The organism is Pseudoalteromonas sp. C8, assembly GCF_011378685.1.
Taxonomy (GTDB): Bacteria; Pseudomonadota; Gammaproteobacteria; order Enterobacterales; family Alteromonadaceae; genus Pseudoalteromonas; species Pseudoalteromonas arctica.
The window spans coordinates 23,357-43,780 of sequence record NZ_WTKT01000022.1 but is presented as its reverse complement, the minus strand read 5'-3'; the positions used below and the strand labels follow the sequence as shown (position 1 = coordinate 43,780).

Below are 20,424 nucleotides of genomic sequence, written 5' to 3'. Positions count from 1 at the left end.
TATTTAGGCAAGGCAGCGCCTATGTAGTGTGGTTATTCCCCATAAATAGGCGATAACGTAGCATTAATGCCAAACAGGCGCTGCCCAAAGGGTTCTGCCTAGGGTCTATTTACTCTTTGTTGCTCGGTTTTTACTTAGACCACTAGGTTACAAATCTCGCGCCGCGATTAAATCGCCCCTAGTTTGAACAAATTATAATCCGCAAAGATAAACAGACCCTAATTAAAACTCTACCAAACCTAATTATTTATTGGGCATTTACTTATTTTGGGTATAATAAATTTGATAACAAAAAAGGGACACATATGCCAGAAGGAAGAGTCAAAGTTAGTTGGATAGTGGCAGGCTTTAGCTTGTTTTTAATAAGCTTACTTACCTATGTTTACTACACTTACCAAACCACGCGTGCTGAAATAATGCAGTCGGTTGATAATCGCTTACTTAATGCAGCCACCAGCGTAAAACATATTTTAGGTGAAAATTACTTAAGTGCGGTTAATCAAGGCGACAACATAAGTTTTTCTTACTATCAAAATAAGAGTAAACAGCTCTCTGAGTTTGCTCAAGCACTTGATATTGCTTATGTGTATTCAATGATTTTAAAAGACGGAAAGGTTCTTTTTAGCTCATCAAGCTACACGCAAGACGATCAGAATAATGGCAAAGTCACTCAATTTTTAGATCTCTATCCTGAAGCTACCGATGCCAATATAAGTGCTTTTTACTCAACCGAGCCTGTATTTGAAATATCGAGCGATCAGTGGGGCCACTTTAAAACTATTTTTATTCCTTACGTTGACCCTATTAACGGCAATACCTATTTAACGGGTGCCGATATAACTATTTACAATTTAAACGAGAAACTTAAAGAAAGCGTATCAAAAGCAGCTGCCATGGCGAGCTTCTTCTTTTTTATCGCGATACTAGTTGCCGCCATATATATTTATTTACTAAAGCGCTCTTTAGCAACTGACTCAAGTACTGGTTTTTCAAATCATATTGCTCTTGAGTACTTTATTAAAAAAAGTAATGCTCATCACATGCAGTTAGCCGTTATTTGGGTTAATGAAATAGAAGATATAAACAGTTTCTACGGCACTGAAGTGGGTGACAAAGTAATGAAAAACTTACTTATTCACTTTAAACTCAGAAGCTCTGCGCATTGCCATATATACAGACTAGCAACCAACAAAATAGTATTACTCGCTCCTAAAGAAATGAGTAATGACGAATTTACCGATCTCGTAAAAACATATAACTTTAATACCCCAGTGTTAACTGACCCTTTTATTTATATAACTCTATGTGCAGGTATTGCCAGTGGCAATAAATCGCTACTACTTGAAAACGCTCATATAGCGGCGCTGCAAGCTAAACAAGGCAGGCATAGCGTAGTTAACTACTCAAAAGCGCTACACGATGTAAAAACGCAATATCAATACAATGTTGAAATGGCTAAAGAGGTGCGTGAAGCGTTTGATAACAACCGTATAGTGCCTTACTTTCAACCCATTATTGATACAAATACCAACAAGGTCGTTCAATACGAATGTTTAGCTCGAATGGTAACGGCGCAAGGGGAAGTGTTAAAACCTGATGCATTTTTAAATGTTGTTACTCGCTCAAGAATGGACGGAATACTTACCCGTACTATATTTTCACAATGTGTTAGTCGCTTTAGAAAAACCGATATTTGCTGGAGTTTAAATATAACAGCACAAGATATGCTCGACCCTAATTTAAGTGAGTTTATTGCGGACGAACTTAAGCGCTACCCGCATCCTGGTAATATCACACTAGAGCTTTTAGAAACCCAAGCTATTGCCAACTTCTCTGAAGTAAAAGCATTTATTGGAATGGTTAAAACGAAAGGCGTTAAGGTTATTATTGATGACTTTGGTAGTGGTTATTCAAATATATCAAACGTACTTAAGCTGGAAGTAGATGGTATTAAGCTAGATGGCGCACTAATAAAGCAAATAGTGAATGACAAAGATATCTATTTATTTATTGAACATATAGCCAGTTTTGCTAATCAACTTGGTTTGCAATTAATGGCAGAGTCGGTAGAAAATGCAACCATAGTAACCGCACTTAAAAAGGCGAATGTGACACTAATGCAAGGCAACTACTTTGCACACCCAGTGTCACATGTTAGTACGGTTATAGAAGAAGAATTAGCACTTTAACTTACTTTAGCGAGGTAAGTTAATAACGAGTCGGTGGCTTTGCTGGCCACTGGCCCAGTATTTACGCTCAAAAGGCGTAATGGCATCGTCTGACTCATAAAGCGTTACATCGCAAGGGTTGCCTGTTAATTCGAGCGCCCGAGCAAACTCCTTAACGTAAATATCCCAATTGCTGCGTACTTCTAATTTTCCACCTAACTTAACGATAAATGGAAAAATAGCTGCGCCATGCCAGCGCCTACGAATATGCTTAGATTTAGGCCACGGGTTTGGATACAACAAATAATGGTGCGTAGGTTGCCAATTAGCAGCTACCGCTAAACGCCAAAAGTCATTTAAGTCTGCTTGCACTAAGATGTACTGACCACTGTCGGTTTGCTTATATTCAACATCGTGCTTATCTAATCGGTGCGACGATTTATCAATACCAATTATAAGTGCATCAGGGTGGCGCTTAGCTAAGTTAGCTGAGCTTTCACCTACGCCACAACACGAGTCTAAAATAAGCGGGCCACTAAAGGCTTGTACTTTAGCATTAACCTCGTCAAATGCGGCTTGGGTGTGTGCTGCAATTGGCTTTTTAAATTCAGCATCTAAGTGCTTATTTACTATTTCATCAAGCTTTTCGTGAATACCCGCTTGATTAGATACAATACTACGTGAATTTGCATCACTCATTAGTGTCTTAGCCCCACACCTTTTTTGATCAATGTAAGCGCTAATGTAAATAACGCTGTTATAAATACTAAAATAACCCCAAGAGCCACGCTCAAATCAACATCCGACACACCTAAAAAGCCATAACGAAATGCGTTAACCATATAAATTATAGGGTTGATTTGTGATACATTCTGCCAAAATTCAGGCAGCAACGTAATTGAATAAAATACACCGCCTAAGTAAGTTAATGGCGTTAGTATGAAGGTGGGGATAATGCTTATATCGTCAAAACTGTTTGCGTAAATTGCATTAATTAAACCACCTAAAGCAAACACAGCTGAGGTTAAAATAACCGTCGCAATAATTACAAAAATATTATGAATTTGAATATCAACAAATAATAACGACACACAGGTAACTATAAAGCCCACCATAATACCGCGCGTCATACCGCCCCCCATATAACCTAGAACAATGATGTAGTTAGGTACAGGTGCAACTAAAAGCTCTTCAATGCTTTTTTGAAACTTTGTTGAGTAAAAACTAGAGGCTACGTTGGAATAGGAATTAGTAATGACTGACATCATTATAAGGCCAGGTACAATAAACTCCATATAACTAAAGCCGCCCATGTCGCCAATGCGTGAACCAATTAAGTTACCAAAAATAACAAAATATAAGCTCATCGTAATTGCTGGCGGTACTAAAGTTTGCACCCAAATACGTAAAAAACGAATGCACTCTTTAATCCATAAACTCTTTAAGGCTACGCCATATTTAAACATTTATTCGCCCCGCCCTTGCTCTAGTAATCCAACAAATAACTCTTCTAATCTGTTTGCTTTATTTCGCATACTCAATACAGTATTACCTTGAGTTGTTAATGCACTAAAAACCGCATTTAAGCCTTGAGACTTAGCGACTTCCACTTCAACAGTATGATCGTCCGTCATGGTAAATTTATAGCCTTCAAGCGTTACAGGGCTTGCTGGCATTTTTAAATCTAAAATAAAGGTTTCTTTATCAAGCTTTGCAAGCAGTGCTTTAATGGTCGTGTTTTCAACAATTCGGCCATTATCGATTATGGCGATGTTTTTACACAGTAACTCTGCTTCTTCAAGGTAATGCGTAGTTAAAATAATAGTTACGCCTTGCTCATTTATTTGGCGTAAAAAATCCCACATTGAACGACGAAGTTCTATGTCTACACCCGCAGTTGGCTCATCAAGTATAAGCAACTTAGGTTCGTGCATAAGGGCACGCGCAATCATTAATCGGCGTTTCATACCGCCTGAAAGCGTACGTGCTTGTTTGTCTTTTTTCTCAAGTAAGCCAAGTTGCGCTAAGTATTTATCAGCACGTTTATGGGCTTCGCCACGTGGCACACCATAATAACCGGCTTGGTTAACAAGTATTTGGCTAAGCGTTTCAAATTGGCTAAAATTAAACTCTTGCGGCACTAAGCCTAAATGCGCTTTTGCAGCTTCTAAGTCAGTATCAATATTACAACCGAATACTTCTACTTTGCCTTTTGTTTTATTAACAAGTGACGAAATAACACCAATGGTGGTTGATTTACCTGCTCCGTTTGGACCAAGTAAAGCAAAAAAGTCGCCCTCTTTAACTTGTAAATCAACGCCTTTAATAGCCTCAACACCATTTTTATAAACCTTGGTAAGGCCTTCTATATTTAAAGCAATATTTTGCTTATTCATTACTTACCCTCACCATAACCCCAACGTTTTGTTAGGTTATGTTCAATATTTAAATGATCTAAAATTCTCGCCACCATAAAATCAACTAAGTCTTCAATACTTTGTGGCTTATGATAAAAGCCAGGCGCTGCTGGCATTATGGTCACACCTAAACGAGATAACTTAAGCATGTTTTCTAAATGAATTTCGTTAAACGGTGTTTCGCGCGGCACTAAAATTAACTGTCCGCGTTCTTTAATTACCACATCAGCGGCGCGCTCTAATAAGTTATCTGACGCCCCTACTGCAATTGCAGAAACCGATCCTGCACTACACGGGCATACCACCATTTTTTTAGGCGCCGCAGAGCCCGAAGCCACAGGGCTAAACCAGTTATCTTTACCGTATACTTTTAACTGCCCAGATTTAGCATTAAACAGCGTACTTAACTGCTCAGTGGCTTTGTCTTCATTACCAGAGAGCTTAATATTTGATTCTGTATCAAGCACCACTCGCGCTGCACTTGAGATAAGTACGTAAACTTGAAATTGCTGCTCAAGCAACACTTCAAGTAACCTTAAACCATAAGGCGCACCTGATGCACCGCTAAAAGCGAGCGTAATTCTATCTTTAAATTGCACACTATTCTCCGCTGTATTTATCAGCTAAACCATCAACAAGGTGTTGATGAAGGCCATTAAAACCGCCATTGCTCATAATTAAAATATGCTGATTAGGCTCAATATTTTCAAGCACCGTATCAATAATTGTTTGCGTGCTGCTAAAGCACTGCATGCCTGCTTTATCTGCTTGCTCTTTTAGCGACCAATTTAGATTCTCTGGTTCAAAAAGTAGTACGTCGTCAGCATCACGCAGTGAATCTAATAATGTATATTGGTGCACGCCCATTTTCATAGTGTTTGAGCGCGGCTCTAAAATAGCGATAATTTTTTCATCGCCTACTTTTGCGCGCAGTCCTGCAAGCGTAGTTTTAATTGCTGTTGGGTGATGCGCAAAATCGTCATACACCTTAATATTATTAATATCAGCCTTTAGCTCCATACGCCTTTTAGGGCTAATAAATTCTCCTAAGGCATCAATACTATGATCAACAGCTATACCCACATGGCGCGCTGCTGCGATAGTCATAATTGCATTTTTAACGTTATGCTCGCCTATTGCTTGCCAGCAAACAGTACCCTGCTTTTCGTTATTTAAAAGTACATTAAACTCACTACCATCGGCTTTTATTAATTCATAGCCCCAGTCATCACCGAGTGTTTCGCTTTCGCTCCAAAGCCCTTGTGCTATTACGTCATTAAGCGCTACGTCTTGCTTAGGCCAAATTACCTTGCCGCTTTGAGGTAATGTACGCATTAAGTGATGAAATTGTTTTTTTATTGCGTTTAAATCTTCGAAAATATCAGCGTGATCGAATTCAAGATTATTTAATATAAGTGTACGCGGAAGGTAATGGACAAACTTACTGCGCTTATCAAAAAAAGCTGTGTCGTATTCATCGGCTTCAATAACAAAAAATGGCGTTTCACCTACTTTGGCCGATACACCAAAATTTTGGACTATGCCGCCAATTAAAAACCCTGGTTTTAAACCTGCGTACTCTAATACCCACGCAAGCATACTTGCTGTGGTTGTTTTACCATGCGTACCGGCTACAGCAAGTACCCACGAGTTTTGTAATAGGTTATGTTTAAGCCATTCAGGGCCAGATGTATAAGGCAGGCCTTTATCAAGCACATATTCAACACACGGGTTACCACGGCTCATTGCATTACCGATAACTACCATATCTGGTTTTGGCTCTAATTGAGATACGTCGTAGCCTTGAGTCAGTTCAATGCCAAGCTCTTCAAGTTGCGTACTCATTGGTGGGTAAACGTTTTGATCAGAACCCGTTACTTTATGACCTAATGATTTAGCAATGGCTGCAATACCACCCATAAACGTGCCACAAATGCCCAAAATATGTATATGCATATACTTTCCTTAAATCGTATGCTCACTTTACAGCTATGCAAAGTTTAATGGCGCTATAATGCCAAAATTCGTGCTTAGTTACTATGTACGTCTGCACAATTCACTCGTGCCAAAAACACGTTAATTAGTTTTTTAAATGCTAAAAATCAAAAAATAGGCACGTTCACCTACCTTGTATTGCTTTTAATCAATTATTATCAATGTTATAAACCAGCTTGCTGTATAACTTTAAAACTTAAAAAGGACTTAATATGAAAAAACTATTCTTTATAGCCTGTATTTTACTTAGTCAAAAAAGCTTTGCTTTGGAATTTGCTAAGTACCCAATAGAATTAAGTTCGGGCGAAGGCGTTAATGTTGTTATTGCCCCAACAACAGATAAAAAACAAGCTTTAGTAAAAGTAACAGGCATAAACCATGATATTGATGGGATTGTATTTTTAACCGATTTAAAACCTCATGGTAGTAATAAAGCTTACAAATATACTTACGATGGTACACAAAGAAGTTTAGTAAGTGTTGAGGAAGGCTACCGCTGTTGCTCTTACAATCTTTATATTCCAGACACTCGTGATGGAATTTACTTATCAAAAAAAGAAGAGTCAAACCCTGCCATTGTTGAAGACTTAAAAGCGCAATACGATCAACAATTAAATAAAGGTACTCAAGCTAAACTAGCGAAGTTTAATCGTGAAAAGCATTTAGGGTATCAACAAAAAAATATAGCTGCCGCTAATAGCGAAATAGATAAGCAATGCGGATTAAAAATAAATACCCATGTTGATTGGGAAAGCATTGATGATGAAAACCTAAAAGAATATCCAGTGGGTTCATTTTGTGCACAAGTTGCAAACGAAATGGCATCCATGTGCGAAAAAGACCAAAGTTTTAAAAACGACATAGCTCAGTTCAATGCTATCGAATGTAAATTTACTAATGAGCTAAAACTACGTAAAAATGGTAATACACTTATATTTAAAACAGCGCCAAAAGCCGCTAACCAACGCCGCTTTATTGAAGCTTATTTATTAAATTTATAAGCTGAGTTTAAAACCAAAAAAGCACCTAAAGGTGCTTTTTTTGGTTTTACTAATTAAGTTTGTTTATAGCGTTAAAAATACAATCAAACCGACACCGAGTAATAAACGATATATTACAAATGGCAACATACCCATTCGCTCTATTACTTTTAAAAACATAAATATACATGCATAAGCCGATAAGAACGATAGCACCACACCAAGCAATAATGTATTCCAATCAACTACATGGTCACCCAGTGCAAGCTCTGCAATATAATAAAGCCCCATCATAGAAATAATCGGAATCGCTAGTAAAAACGAAAAACGCGCTGCGCTTTGCTTATTCATACCCAACATTAAACCAGCGGTCATCGTGATACCTGATCGAGAAGTACCCGGGATCATTGCAACAGCTTGTGCGAAACCAATGATAAGTGCCGTTTTCCAATTGAGCTGATAAATAGTTTTAATTTGTTTCCCTTTTGCATCTGCGTACCAAAGCAACAAACCAAATACAATGGTGGTAGTAGCAATTACCCAAGCGCTTCGCAAATATAACTCAATAAAGTCTTTTAAAAGTAAACCTAAAATAGCGGCAGGCACTGTACCTAGTATAATCCACCAGCCTAATTTACTGTCATCGGTAGTGCCTTGCTTACCAAAAGATTTAAACCATGCGCTTAGTATATCTACTACTTCTTTACGAAAATAAATAACAACGGCTATTAAAGTACCAACATGTACTGCTACGTCAAACGCAAGCCCTTGATCTTCCCAGCCTAAAATTTGCGATGGGAGAATTAAATGCGCAGAACTCGATATTGGTAAAAACTCAGTAAATCCCTGTATGAGGGCTAAAATAATTATTTCGATAATACTCATAGGTTAGAAAACTCCACCTTCCATAGCTTTTGTTGAGGGTTATTATATTCATTCCATAACTGCGCAATCGTTTGCTTAGCTACAGGATGATAAAAATCTGGGGCAACCTCACTCAGAGGTTGTAATACAAATGCATTTTTAGTTATTTCATCACGTGGTAATTGCGCTGGGGAATCGCAAGTTACATCATCATAAAACAGTAAATCTAAATCGAGCGTTCGTGGACTAAATTTTTTATCGTTCGCTGTACGCCCATTATCACGCTCTATTTTTTTTAATAAAGCGCATACATCAGCAAGCGACATATCAGTTGTAGCGCCAACTACTGAATTATAAAAATTATTGCCAGCAAACCCAACTGCTTCACTTTCAAAAACAGACGAGTGCACAATGTGCTCAAAGTGCTGCTTAAGTGCAATTAATGCACATTGTATATAATGCGCTTTATTTATATTTGACCCTAGGCTGATATAAATTTGAGCCATTTAGTCAGTTGCCTTAACACGTGTAATTTCAACACCCACAGTTTGTGCTTGTGCTACTGCTGCAGGTTTACTTACTCTTATAGTAACTTGTGGCGTATTAAACTCGCTTAAAATAATCTCAGCCAACTGCTCAACCAAAGTCTCTAGCAACTCAACAGGTTTTGCAGTGCAGTGCTTAATAACGCGTTCGCTTACTTTTGAATAATCCAGTGCTAAATTAATATCGTCATTTTCGGCTGCAGGCTTAATATCACTAAGCATTTCAATATCAAAATAAAGGCTCTGTTTACTTTCTTTTTCAAAGTCGTACACTCCAATAATAGTGTCGACGTGCAATTGAGATATAAAAACCTTATCCATTGATACTCCAAATAACAACAAACGACTAAGCAACTATACAAAGCATCAATAAAATTAATACTGTATATGGTTTAGCCAGTGTTTAAATATGTGAAAATAACTTCTACAATAGCAAAATAACCAAACTAGCTATTAAATAGCCTGTTAATAATTTTCACGATAAATTTTGCTGCCAATAATAGCTTAAAAGTACTATCAATTGGTATAGCAATTAAAAAATAAGGAAGCGTGTGTTAGCCACTTTAATGTTTGTTTTAGCTTATTTACTTGGGTCGATTTCGTCGGCTATTTTAGTGTCGCGGTTGTTCAAACTCCCTGACCCTCGTAATAGTGGTTCTAACAACCCAGGGGCTACAAATGTTTATAGATTAGGCGGAGCATTTCCGGCTTGCTTGGTTTTAGTGTTTGATATTTTAAAAGGCACTATTCCGGTATGGGGGGCTTATTTTTTAGAAGTTGAACCTTTAGAGCTTGGTTTAGTCGCAGTAGCTGCTTGTTTAGGCCATATGTACCCACTGTTTTTTAGCTTCAAAGGCGGTAAAGCCGTAGCAACGGCATTTGGCTCATTATTACCTATTGGCTTATCATTGGCTGGTTTACTTGTGTGCACTTGGTTAGTTATAGTGGCAATAACACGCTATTCATCACTGGCAGCGCTTGTAGCTGTATCTTTAGCGCCCTTATATACATGGCTAATAAAACCACTTTATACTCTTCCCGTTACTTTTATCACGTTGTTAATTATATTTCGTCACCGTACTAATATTATTCGATTATTTAGTGGGGAAGAACCAAAAGTAGGCGCTAAAAAAGCACCCACTGATGAAAACGAAAACAGTTAATGTAAGAGTAATACCAATTTTATTAAAAACATAATCATTCTAGCGTATTAAATAACTCACTAACTACGTTAAAAATTATTTATATAGAACAACTATGTATCATAATTTTAGCCTTTTTATTGAGCTATTTTCTTATCGCTATAATAGATCACTAATTTAATGCAATTGGTATAATTAAATAGGCTCAAGGCTATCTATTGGCCAGCGAGGTTTTGTTTTCATATCAAGACTTGCAAACTGACCTGCTTTTAAACGTTGCATTCCTGCATAAGCAATCATTGCACCGTTGTCGGTACAAAATTCAGTGCGCGGATAAAAAACTTCGCCTTTCATACCTTTCATTACGCGTTCAAGCTGCAGTCGAAGCTGTGTATTTGCACTTACGCCACCGGCGATTACTAAACGCTTAATACCTGTTTGTTTAAGCGCTCGCTTGCACTTAATAACCAACGTATCAATAACCGCTGTTTGAAATGCATGCGCTATATCAGCTTTAGTTTGATCGTCATCGTCATTTTCACGAATAGTGATTGATGCTGCAGTTTTTAAACCACTAAAACTAAAATCAAGACCTGGTTTGTCGGTCATCGGGCGAGGAAAAATAAAGCGCTTCGCAACGCCTTGTTCGGCCATTTTAGCTAAGCGCGGACCTCCAGGGTAGTCAAGACCAAGTAACTTAGCCGTTTTATCAAAGGCTTCGCCTGCGGCATCATCAACTGACTCACCTAGTACTTCGTATTGTCCAATACCCGCTACTTTAACCATCATGGTATGGCCGCCCGATACAAGCAATGCAATAAACGGAAACTCAGGAATATTTTCTTCAAGCATCGGAGCAAGTAAATGCCCTTCCATATGATGAACAGCAACAGCTGGAATATCCCAACCGTATGCTAATGAACGACCAATAGAAGTACCTACCAATAATGCTCCAACTAAACCTGGGCCTGCAGTATAAGCAATGCCATCTAAGTCTTCTGGGCCGCAACCCGCTTGTGCAAAAGCTGCGTCTATAAGTGGTAGCGTTTTACGAACATGATCGCGCGATGCAAGTTCCGGTACTACACCGCCATAATCAGCGTGTACTTTTACCTGGCTGTATAATTGATGAGCTAACAAGCCTTTTTCGTCATCGTATATTGCAATACCTGTTTCATCACATGACGATTCAATGCCTAAAATTCGCACTGTACTTCTCCTGCCTTTAAAATTTCACTTCGCTGTTTTTATAACGTAAGGCCAATATTTGTTTGGCCATCTTCTAGGGCAAACTTTTTAAGTGCCTTCACGCTATCAGAGGTAATACGCCCCATATTTTCTACAAAATCAATTAGCTCACCTAATACTTCAATTTCGTATTGCATTAATGGATGTTCTCTAACTGCTGTGTTATCTGCAATCTCACCTTCAACCGTCATTTGATATTCAATAAAGCGGGCCACTGTTGCTTGAGATATTTTACTGACACTAATGAACTCTTGCTCATCTTGCGCCATTAAACCATGCATTAAGCTAAGTAAAGACGTTGCAGCATCAATAGCAGGGTAAGTACCAAACATATCAAAATCAGCAAGTTCAGGAACATTCGGTTCTATTTTTTCAACTTGTTTTTCGAGATCTATTTTACTTTTAGGCAGTAATATTTTTTCCCAACAAACATTAAGCGAATTACGAAGTAAGGTTTCATCACCAAACCCCGTTGCTTCGCTAAATAAACCGTAATTTGGCAGCATTCGCTCTATTAAAGCACTTGCTAAAACAGCTTTTTGTAAATAGTTAAGCTCTCTAATACGCTGAAAATTATTTGCTTTAGTCATTCTTTAACGTCTCACACGACCAACAAAAATCAAATGTTGATCCATTATGCTCATTACAGTTAGGGCATACCCAATCTGGAGCGGATTGTTTTACTTGTTGATAGTTTAACAATATTTGGCGCGCATGGCGCTCTTTTATCGCATAAACCTGCACACTAACTTGTGCTTGATCAAATGGAATTTCTCCCAATGCGCCTTGGAGCATCTCACCTTTTATTTTGCATTCAATCCCACTGGTTTGTATTAAACCTTTAATAATATTAGCTTCAAGGGTATTTTCGGCTTTATAAATTGTAACCCATTGAAAAGAGCTATCAGTTGAATTTTTATTATTAATATTTTGCAATATTCACCTCATTTATTTTGTGTTAACAATATCCTACGCTAAATTATTAGCATGCTGCACTTTTAAGGAATAAACATGACACTTACAACCCCGGGCTTACTTTTTCCGGCCATATCGCTGCTATTATTAGCCTATACAAACCGATTTTTAGTTTTAGCGCAATTAATTAGGGAGTTAAATGCGCGCGAAGGTGAATCTATCCGACCTGTTGTAGTCGCTCAAATCACTAACTTACGTAAACGAATAAACTTAATAAGAACAATGCAGGTATACGGCGTAGCCTCTTTTTTACTGTGTACATTTTCGATGTTTGCTTTATTTATTGAATTTAATACCACAGGGATTATTTTATTTGGCATTAGCTTAGCTTGCTTAAGTTTATCGTTATTAACGTCTTTATTCGAAATACATATTTCCTGTGATGCGATTGAAATAGAACTACAAAGCATTGAAAATAAACCATTAAGCAGCCGAATAAATAGAAATTTTGTAAAATAAACTCTTATAGATAAAACACCCTATTATTTGTCATAATCATGTTATATGTGCGCCCTATTTTGGGGCGTACTTTTTTATTAATTAGAACAATTAAATTCCAATCTCCTAACTAACCCACTGAGTTAAAATAACTTTGCCTAGATAGTAAATTGCAAAAATATAGACAAAACACAATAAACAACTAGTTATCAATTAAAAAAGTAATACTATTTGGTCGCTTTCCTCTTTAATTAATACTAAAAGGGGGGTATCCTGCTGGAAACATGTATGAACTTGCAAATATATTTCAATATAAAATTTTACTAAACTTTAGAATAAAAATTAATATATTTGATGTCCGCTGTATCTGCGACTTACTTATAAAAAGGGACTATAAAGTGAGATTTGAACAATTAGAGCAATTTGTAGCACTTGGAGTGTTACGTCACTTTAGACAAGCAGCTGAACAAACCCAAATCAGTACTTCAGCGCTAACGCGCAGCATTCAAACACTTGAAAATGAAATGGGATATGAGTTAGTAAAACGCTCAACACGTTCAGTTAAATTAACGCCAGAAGGCGAACTTTTTCTTGAATATGCTAAAACGACTCTATCGGAACTTGAGCTAACGAAAAAACGGATTTTTCAATCAGTAAACGGTAATGCTAACGAAAAGCTGGTTATTGGCTATACCAATAAGGCAAGCAGCATAGTACCTATTTCTTGTGGGCAGTTTTTAGCTCAATATCCACATATAAAAATTGAAATGCAATTACAAGATCAGCAAGAGCTAACACGTAAACTCCAACAAGGAGAAATAGACATAAGTGTATACTCTCAAGCGATTAATAGTATTGGCAGTGATATTCACCTACCTGATCAGCTTGTATTATTTGTTTCAAAAAATCACCCTCTTGCACATAAAAACGATATAAGTAAGCAAAACCTTGATAGCTATCCTATGTTTGGCTGCTTCTCTCAATCGAAACAAGTGCAAACCATGCTTAATGAAGCAATTGATTCTTTAAATAAATCATCAAGTATTAAAGTGGGCAGTATTGATCAAGTAATGGCTGGCGTAGTTAAATCAGATCACTTTGCTATTGCAAGCATTGAACATGCAAACACAATCGCAGAAAACCCTGAACTCGTGCAACTGAAAACAAATAAAGATTTAAACCACGAACAACTCGTTGTACAAACAAGCCAGCAAACCTCTATTACTGAACATGTAGAGCATTTACTATCGCTTATAAAGAAAGCGGGAGCTACATTTAGCTAATCCAATATTTTAAAAAGTGCGGCGTAATAAACAGTAGCTTTAAATCGCTTTTCGGCTACACTGTCGCACCTTTTTTAAACAGCTGATGTGGATGAACACACTTTTTGGTCCTGATGTCTATTTAGATGATATAGAACGTCAAGGATACACCGTAATTCATAACGCGCTTATTGCCGATTTAGTTAACGATTTAGTTGCAGATTGTCACCGTATAAACCCCCACTTTAGCCTTGCCGGTATTGGTCGATTAAATAACTTACAAATAGATAAAACTATTCGCACTGACAAAACCTATTGGTTTGACGGCAGCTCTCAAGCACAGCTTACGTATCAAGCAATAATGCAAAGTATAAAAACCACGTTAAATCGTAGCTTTTTTATGGGGCTATTTGATTACGAATGCCATTATGCAAAATATACACAGGGTGATTTTTACAAAAAACACTTAGATGCATTTAAAGGTCGATCTAATCGTGTATTTACAACGGTGCTTTATTTAAATACGCCAGAGCAAGGTGGCGAACTTGTTATATATAAACCTAAAAGTAAAGAAGTAGAAATAACCATTAAACCAACTGCTGGCACATTGGTTATGTTTGAAAGCGAACGTTTTGCTCATGAAGTGCTTCCTGCAGTTGACGAACGCTATTCTATTGCTGGATGGTTTAGAAAAAATGCCTCTATTAGCGGCATTATTGATCCACCCCGATAGCTCTAAATAGAGAATTTTAACAGCCTTTATTAAGGCTTTAAAATGCTATTGGGTATGAAAGTAATAACCCTATAAAGATAGCCAAGCCCACATAATGATTATTTAAAAATGCTTTAAAGCAGGCATCTCTTTCACGTTTATGAATAAGCGTTTGTTGATATGCCAATAAACCAGCTGCTACACTCAAACCAACGCCAAACGCGACACTTAAATGATTACTTATACCAATAAACGCAACCAGCGCTATAAATACAGCATTAAGTAAAAAGATTATGTGGCGGTCGAATTTACCAAATAAAATAGCGGTTGATTTTACCCCTATTTTTAAATCGTCATCTCTATCAACCATCGCATACATAGTGTCATAAGCGACTGTCCAGCAAGTGTTGGCTATAAATAATAACCATGCCTGCTGCGGTAATGCATTTATTGAAGCCATATAGGCCATTGGAATAGACCAACCAAATGCAGCCCCTAAAACAACTTGTGGTAATTGTGTATAGCGTTTCATAAAAGGGTAGCAAAAGGCTAAAGCCAAAGCACCAAAAGAAAGCAAAATAGTATTAACGCTAAGCATTAATACTAAAATAAACGCAATAACTATGAGTAGTAAAAATAGGCTAAGTGCCTCACCACTACTAACCCGCCCTGAAGCTAGCGGCCGCTGAGCTGTGCGTTTTACAGAGCCGTCTATTTTCCTATCTGCAAAATCATTAATTACACACCCTGCACTTCGCATAACAACAACGCCCAGCGTAAATATAATAAAGTTAAGTAAGCTCGGCATCCCACTATTAGCAAGCCATAAAGCCCAGTATGTTGGCCAAAGTAATAACAAGGTACCAATGGGCTTATCTATACGCATTAGCTGTATATAGTAAGAAATATGTTTTGGCTTTAAAGCGGCTAATTTCATGAGTATAAATATGCTCCTGGTAAAAACACTTCACACACTAAAAATTTATATTCTCGTAGCGAAAACACACTTCGACGACCGAGTAAGTTTTGTTTAGATAAATTTAATTGAGACACCAACTGCTGCAATGAATGCTCGCTGTTAAAACATGCTATTTCTATATCAGTACGCACTAATTGAGAGTCTTGAAAAATAACATCACCAAGAGGTCGATTTCCCATGTTAAGCAGAGGATTATGCGATTTATTTTGTCGTTTATTGTCGGGTAGCCAACTTTGTGCGTAGACCATTGGCTTATCATCACATAACAAAATCACTTCTCTATTTAGTGCCGATACTGCTGTGCAACTAAGTAATTTTTGTTGCTCAATCGATAAATCAAACGTTTGCTCACTAAGTACTTTTACAGAGAAGTTTTGCGATCGACTTTTTAATTTAGCCGTTAATGAATGAGGCTCAAATAGCCAATCACGCTCAGTCGCTGTTAAGCCGCTTACTTGTGAAGTATGTTGCCAGTTGGCAGACAAAGAAATAGGGAAAGTAGTCACAATTGCTCAATTAAATAAAAACCGGAGCAATAATAACATTGCCAATGCATTTGAAAAAGTGATGATTTACTGCCATAAATAACTAAGATAAATAACTGCTTGGCGCTGTTTATTACACACCATTGGGTATAAACTATTTACAACAGGTTTTTAGAAACGCTTTAAATATGAAAAAAATAGTATACGCAGGTCTTTTTACATTCTTTGTAAGCGTTATAAGCTTTACAGCTCGAGCTGAATCCACAGTGGGTTATTTTGGTTTTGAGCCAGATATAATTACTAACTATATTGGTCCATCAAGTAAAAAAATGGGCTATGTGCGCGTAACTATAGATTTAATGCTTAATGACACTTCAGATATTGCAATAGTAGAGCACCACACCCCTTTACTGCGCGATGCCTTAGTAGAAATATTTTCAAAAGAGTCTGAAGAGAAAATAAAATCACTTACTGGTCGAGAAGAAATACGTGCAAAGTGCGCCGAAAAACTAAAAAGCCTGTTAAAAGAAGAAACAGGACAAGAGATCATCCGTGAAGTCTTGTTCACTAAATATTTATATCATTAGTATTTAACGGTTAACGATTTGCGTTAAATATTTTGGCGGTATAGGCAAAAGCCATACCGCTAACTAATCCACCTAAGTGCGCCCAATTAGCCATGCCAACAAATAATACATCTGCAAAACCTAGCACCAGCCAAATCAACATAAAACCAACAATAGCCGTACTAACTAGCGCAGGTTTATTAGGGTTTAAAAAACTATGAATCCAACAAAAACCTAGTAACCCATACACCACACCGCTTAGGCCGCCAAAATTCGGGCCAACCATTAAATATTGTGCCCAATTACTAATAAGTGCAGTCACTAAAAACAAGCCTATTAAGCTTAGTTTTCCGCATTGTTTTTCGATATTGTCACCAAGCGACATCCACCAAATTAAATTAAACACTATATGCATCGCGCTAAAATGTACGAGGGCGGGCGTTAACCAACTTAAAGGCTGCGTAGGTTTAAACTGCATCATGGTGTAAATGGTCTCAAAACCACCTAGTAAAAAAGCAAAATAAATTATAACGCTTACAATACTTACAGTTTGATTTAACCAGCTGAGCGCTTTAAATCGCGCCATAAGATTAAGTGATTGCCCTTGATATTTAAGCGGCGACTGTGTGCTGCCTACATCCCAAGATGCTTGCTGGTATTTTTCATGATTAGGATTTTGTGTAAACTCAACCCATAAAGGCTGAACTTGATGAAAGTCCTCCTCAGCCACACTAATGACGACATTACTACCATCTGCTGAGTGTACCTTTGCATCTAGGCCTTGGCTTTTTAAATAGTCTATAAAGCCCTGTGCTGCGCGCGGGTTATTTAAACTACCAAGCTCTATCATCGCTCTACTTTCTCGCTGTAAGCCGCTTCCCAAGCAGTAAAGCCCCCATCCATGCTGTAAACATCTTCAAAACCTTGCTCAACTAAATAACTAGCAGCGCCTTGAGAGCTCATACCGTGATAACACACAATAATAATTGGTTGATCGAATTCTTTTTCCATCATAAATTGTGCAATATTACCGTTAGAAAGTGCTTCTGAGCCTGGAATACGACCAGCTTGATACGAATTTGGATCGCGAATATCTGCAATTACAACGTCTTCTTTATCTAGAAGTTCTAACGTTTGCGCTATAGAAATGTGTTTAAATGCCATTGAAGTCTCTTTAATTAATAGTATAAAAAAGGCGGCTAAAGCCGCCCTTCTTGTAATTTAGTTAGGAACTAATCCCAGTTTAAAATTACTTTACCTGACTGACCTGAAATCATCATATCAAAGCCAGCTTGGAAGTCATCCACAGAATACTGATGTGTAATGATTGGGTTCAAATCAAGACCAGATTGAATCAAGCTTGCCATTTTGTACCACGTTTCGAACATTTCGCGACCGTAAATACCTTTAATCACTAAACCTTTAAAAATAACTTGGTTCCAATCAACCGCCATATCAGATGGTGGAATACCTAGCATGGCAATTTTACCGCCGTGGTTCATGTTATTAAGCATTGAATTAAAAGCGCTTGGCACACCTGACATCTCAAGACCAATATCAAAGCCCTCTGTCATACCTAAGTCTTTTATTACATCTTCAAGCTTTTCGCTTGCCACGTTTACCGCGCGAGATGCACCCATTTTGCGGGCTAAGTCTAGACGATATTCGTTTACGTCGGTAATTACAACGTGACGAGCTCCAACATGTTTTGCTACAGCTGCTGCCATAATACCAATTGGGCCTGCACCAGTAATAAGCACATCTTCGCCAACTAAGTCGAACGATAATGCGGTATGAACTGCATTGCCAAACGGGTCAAAAATAGAAGCCAGTTCGTCAGAAATGTTATCTGGAATTTTAAATGCATTAAATGCAGGAATAACTAAATACTCTGCAAATGCACCTTCACGGTTTACACCTACGCCTGTTGTATTTCGGCATAAATGTACACGCCCAGCACGACAGTTACGACAATGCCCACATGTAATATGACCTTCACCCGATACGCGATCGCCTACTTTAAAGCCACGAACTTCCTGGCCCATATCAACGACTTCACCAACATATTCGTGACCAACAACCATAGGAGTAGGAATCGTTTTACTTGCCCATTCATCCCATTTGTAAATATGTACGTCGGTACCACAAATAGCTGTTTTACGAATTTTAATTAGTAAGTCGTTATGACCCACTTCTGGCTTTGGTGCATCTGTCATCCAAATGCCCGGTTCTGCTTTTAATTTAGATAATGCTTTCATAATTCACACTCAACTAAAAAACCGAAGCAAGGCTTCGGTTTAAAATAAAATTAAATAACGCCCATTTCTTTACCAATACGGGTAAATGCATCAATAGCAATATCGAGTTGCTCAATGCTATGCGCCGCTGAAATTTGTGTACGAATGCGGGCTTGCCCTTTTGGTACTACTGGGAATGAAAAACCGGTTACGTAAATACCTTCAACAAGTAACTTATCAGCCATTAACGAGGCTACTTTTGCATCTCCCAGCATTACTGGAATAATTGCATGATCTTTACCTGCACACGTAAAACCAGCAGCTTCCATTTGCTCACGGAAATATTTAGCATTTGACCAAAGTTTAGCGCGAAGCTCACCGCCATTTTCTAGCATTTCAAGTACTTTAATTGATGCAGTAACAATTGAAGGCGCTAATGAGTTTGAGAACAAGTATGGGCGCGAACGTTGGCGTAACCATTCAACAATTTCTTTTTTACCTGAAGTATAACCACCTGAAGCGCCGCCTAGCGCTTTGCCTAATGTGCCGGTAATAATATCTACACGGTCTAATACATTACAGTACTCAGGTGTACCTTTACCGTTTTCGCCAACAAAGCCAACAGCATGAGAGTCATCAACCATTACAAGTGCATCGTATTTATCAGCTAGGTCGCACACAGCTTCTAAATTACAAATAACGCCGTCCATAGAAAACACGCCATCAGTAGCTATTAGTTTCGTTTTAACGCCGGCTTCATCGGCAGCAATAAGCTGCTTTTCAAGATCAGCCATGTCGTTATTTGCATAACGAAAACGCTTAGCTTTACACAAACGTACACCATCAATAATTGATGCATGGTTTAATGAATCAGAAATAATAGCGTCTTCTGCGCCTAAAATGGTTTCAAACAAGCCTGTGTTTGCATCAAAACATGAAGAATATAAAATCGTATCTTCTGTTTCTAAAAACTCACTGATTTTTTTCTCTAGTGTTTTATGAATATCTTGCGTACCACAAATAAAACGAACAGACGCAACACCAAAACCATGATTATTTAAACCGTTTTGCGCAGCTTCAATTAGCTCTGGGCTATTAGCTAAACCTAAGTAGTTATTAGCACAAAAGTTGATTACTTTACCTGACGCAACTTCGATTTGAGCTTGCTGCTGAGATTTAATAATACGTTCGCTTTTATACAAACCTTCGGTTTTTACGTCTTCAATTTGCTGTTGTAGCTGGCTAAAAAAAGCAGATGCTCTCATCTAGGTTCTCCATTTATTTGAACGGGTAAACAACCACATTTAAGCGACTGTTTATTATGGGGGGTATTGTAAAAGTTTAATGGGAAAAATGCACGGTTTGCAGTTCGTCGTAAACACCCTAGACTGGAAGTAATTCCTGCCAGTTT

Annotated in this window: 24 protein-coding genes; 7 read left to right on the top strand and 17 right to left on the bottom strand. The window is 37.8% G+C overall.

What is annotated here, in order from left to right:
• Positions 1-305 precede the first annotated feature (305 nt).
• Positions 306-2,189, top strand: a complete 1,884-nt coding sequence (locus GQR39_RS17685) for a GGDEF domain-containing protein (RefSeq protein WP_010554415.1) — start codon at positions 306-308, stop codon at positions 2,187-2,189.
• A 6-nt stretch (positions 2,190-2,195) separates the two neighbouring features.
• Here the strand turns inward: GQR39_RS17685 and GQR39_RS17680 are convergent, their stop codons facing one another.
• Genes GQR39_RS17680 through mpl form a run of 5 tightly spaced genes read right to left on the bottom strand, consistent with a single transcriptional unit; the run spans position 2,196 to position 6,541 of the window.
• On the bottom strand, positions 2,196-2,867 hold the full coding sequence (locus tag GQR39_RS17680; RefSeq protein WP_007584750.1) for an SAM-dependent methyltransferase: 672 nt from the start codon (positions 2,865-2,867) through the stop codon (positions 2,196-2,198).
• Positions 2,867-3,634 (bottom strand): ABC transporter permease, encoded by a 768-nt coding sequence (locus GQR39_RS17675; protein ID WP_010554413.1) that lies wholly within the window; start codon positions 3,632-3,634, stop codon positions 2,867-2,869. Before GQR39_RS17675 ends, GQR39_RS17680 begins: the two co-directional genes overlap by 1 nt.
• On the bottom strand, positions 3,635-4,564 hold the full coding sequence (locus GQR39_RS17670) for an ABC transporter ATP-binding protein (protein ID WP_165736231.1): 930 nt from the start codon (positions 4,562-4,564) through the stop codon (positions 3,635-3,637).
• On the bottom strand, positions 4,564-5,184 hold the full coding sequence (locus tag GQR39_RS17665; RefSeq protein ID WP_007584746.1) for a flavin prenyltransferase UbiX: 621 nt from the start codon (positions 5,182-5,184) through the stop codon (positions 4,564-4,566). The genes GQR39_RS17670 and GQR39_RS17665 overlap by 1 nt, the downstream gene beginning before the upstream one ends.
• Before the next feature lies 1 nt (position 5,185).
• A complete protein-coding gene (gene mpl, locus GQR39_RS17660) occupies positions 5,186-6,541 on the bottom strand; it encodes a UDP-N-acetylmuramate:L-alanyl-gamma-D-glutamyl-meso-diaminopimelate ligase (RefSeq protein WP_165722913.1) in 1,356 nt (451 codons plus the stop codon).
• 251 nt (positions 6,542-6,792) lie between these two features.
• Between mpl and GQR39_RS17655 the strand changes: the two genes are divergently transcribed.
• A complete protein-coding gene (locus tag GQR39_RS17655; RefSeq protein WP_165736230.1) occupies positions 6,793-7,581 on the top strand; it encodes a hypothetical protein in 789 nt (262 codons plus the stop codon).
• Positions 7,582-7,644: 63 nt separating this feature from the next.
• Here the strand turns inward: GQR39_RS17655 and GQR39_RS17650 are convergent, their stop codons facing one another.
• Genes GQR39_RS17650 through folB form a run of 3 tightly spaced genes read right to left on the bottom strand, consistent with a single transcriptional unit; the run spans position 7,645 to position 9,290 of the window.
• Positions 7,645-8,445 carry an undecaprenyl-diphosphate phosphatase gene (locus GQR39_RS17650; protein WP_007584742.1) on the bottom strand — a complete coding sequence of 267 codons (801 nt, stop codon included), beginning with the start codon at positions 8,443-8,445 and terminating at the stop codon, positions 7,645-7,647.
• Positions 8,442-8,930: a 2-amino-4-hydroxy-6-hydroxymethyldihydropteridine diphosphokinase gene (gene folK / locus GQR39_RS17645; protein ID WP_101217705.1), complete on the bottom strand. Its 489-nt coding sequence runs from the start codon at positions 8,928-8,930 to the stop codon at positions 8,442-8,444. Before folK ends, GQR39_RS17650 begins: the two co-directional genes overlap by 4 nt.
• Positions 8,931-9,290 (bottom strand): dihydroneopterin aldolase, encoded by a 360-nt coding sequence (gene folB, locus GQR39_RS17640; RefSeq protein ID WP_007584738.1) that lies wholly within the window; start codon positions 9,288-9,290, stop codon positions 8,931-8,933. It abuts the gene before it with no gap.
• Positions 9,291-9,520: 230 nt separating this feature from the next.
• On the opposite strand from folB, the gene plsY reads away from it, so the two are divergent.
• Entirely contained in the window at positions 9,521-10,132 is a 612-nt protein-coding gene (plsY, locus tag GQR39_RS17635) for a glycerol-3-phosphate 1-O-acyltransferase PlsY (RefSeq protein WP_165736229.1), read from the top strand.
• Between the two features lie 174 nt (positions 10,133-10,306).
• Here the strand turns inward: plsY and tsaD are convergent, their stop codons facing one another.
• From tsaD to GQR39_RS17620, 3 genes are read right to left on the bottom strand one after another with little or no spacing between them, the layout of a single operon-like run.
• Positions 10,307-11,320, bottom strand: coding sequence for a tRNA (adenosine(37)-N6)-threonylcarbamoyltransferase complex transferase subunit TsaD (gene tsaD, locus GQR39_RS17630; RefSeq protein ID WP_010554406.1), 1,014 nt, complete (start codon positions 11,318-11,320; stop codon positions 10,307-10,309).
• Positions 11,321-11,358: 38 nt separating this feature from the next.
• Positions 11,359-11,949 carry a YjaG family protein gene (locus GQR39_RS17625; protein ID WP_007377861.1) on the bottom strand — a complete coding sequence of 197 codons (591 nt, stop codon included), beginning with the start codon at positions 11,947-11,949 and terminating at the stop codon, positions 11,359-11,361.
• Positions 11,942-12,295, bottom strand: a complete 354-nt coding sequence (locus GQR39_RS17620) for a DUF2007 domain-containing protein (RefSeq protein WP_007584731.1) — start codon at positions 12,293-12,295, stop codon at positions 11,942-11,944. Before GQR39_RS17620 ends, GQR39_RS17625 begins: the two co-directional genes overlap by 8 nt.
• A 75-nt stretch (positions 12,296-12,370) precedes the next feature.
• Here GQR39_RS17620 and GQR39_RS17615 point away from each other — a divergent pair, with 75 nt between their 5' ends.
• The 3 genes from GQR39_RS17615 (at position 12,371) to GQR39_RS17605 (ending at position 14,767) form a co-directional block, all read left to right on the top strand.
• On the top strand, positions 12,371-12,793 hold the full coding sequence (locus GQR39_RS17615) for a DUF2721 domain-containing protein (protein ID WP_007584730.1): 423 nt from the start codon (positions 12,371-12,373) through the stop codon (positions 12,791-12,793).
• Positions 12,794-13,170: 377 nt separating this feature from the next.
• Positions 13,171-14,055 carry a LysR family transcriptional regulator gene (locus GQR39_RS17610; protein ID WP_165736228.1) on the top strand — a complete coding sequence of 295 codons (885 nt, stop codon included), beginning with the start codon at positions 13,171-13,173 and terminating at the stop codon, positions 14,053-14,055.
• 91 nt (positions 14,056-14,146) lie between these two features.
• The gene (locus GQR39_RS17605) at positions 14,147-14,767 is read left to right on the top strand and encodes a 2OG-Fe(II) oxygenase (protein ID WP_007584723.1); all 621 of its coding nucleotides are present in this window, start codon (positions 14,147-14,149) and stop codon (positions 14,765-14,767) included.
• Between the two features lie 37 nt (positions 14,768-14,804).
• Here GQR39_RS17605 and ubiA read toward each other — a convergent pair whose 3' ends face one another.
• Together ubiA and GQR39_RS17595 are read right to left on the bottom strand one after the other, a co-directional pair.
• A complete protein-coding gene (gene ubiA, locus GQR39_RS17600) occupies positions 14,805-15,683 on the bottom strand; it encodes a 4-hydroxybenzoate octaprenyltransferase (RefSeq protein WP_165736227.1) in 879 nt (292 codons plus the stop codon).
• Entirely contained in the window at positions 15,680-16,231 is a 552-nt protein-coding gene (locus tag GQR39_RS17595; protein WP_165736226.1) for a chorismate lyase, read from the bottom strand. Before GQR39_RS17595 ends, ubiA begins: the two co-directional genes overlap by 4 nt.
• A gap of 167 nt (positions 16,232-16,398) precedes the next feature.
• Between GQR39_RS17595 and GQR39_RS17590 the strand changes: the two genes are divergently transcribed.
• Entirely contained in the window at positions 16,399-16,797 is a 399-nt protein-coding gene (locus GQR39_RS17590) for a flagellar basal body-associated protein FliL (RefSeq protein WP_149594114.1), read from the top strand.
• A gap of 10 nt (positions 16,798-16,807) precedes the next feature.
• Here GQR39_RS17590 and glpG read toward each other — a convergent pair whose 3' ends face one another.
• The 4 genes from glpG to GQR39_RS17570 form a co-directional block, all read right to left on the bottom strand.
• Positions 16,808-17,626 carry a rhomboid family intramembrane serine protease GlpG gene (glpG, locus tag GQR39_RS17585; protein WP_010554398.1) on the bottom strand — a complete coding sequence of 273 codons (819 nt, stop codon included), beginning with the start codon at positions 17,624-17,626 and terminating at the stop codon, positions 16,808-16,810.
• Complete coding sequence (gene glpE, locus GQR39_RS17580) at positions 17,623-17,940, bottom strand: thiosulfate sulfurtransferase GlpE (protein WP_010554397.1); 318 nt, start codon at positions 17,938-17,940, stop codon at positions 17,623-17,625. Before glpE ends, glpG begins: the two co-directional genes overlap by 4 nt.
• A gap of 68 nt (positions 17,941-18,008) precedes the next feature.
• Complete coding sequence (tdh, locus tag GQR39_RS17575) at positions 18,009-19,034, bottom strand: L-threonine 3-dehydrogenase (RefSeq protein ID WP_007584716.1); 1,026 nt, start codon at positions 19,032-19,034, stop codon at positions 18,009-18,011.
• A 50-nt stretch (positions 19,035-19,084) separates the two neighbouring features.
• Entirely contained in the window at positions 19,085-20,278 is a 1,194-nt protein-coding gene (locus GQR39_RS17570; RefSeq protein ID WP_007584715.1) for a glycine C-acetyltransferase, read from the bottom strand.
• Positions 20,279-20,424 lie beyond the last annotated feature (146 nt).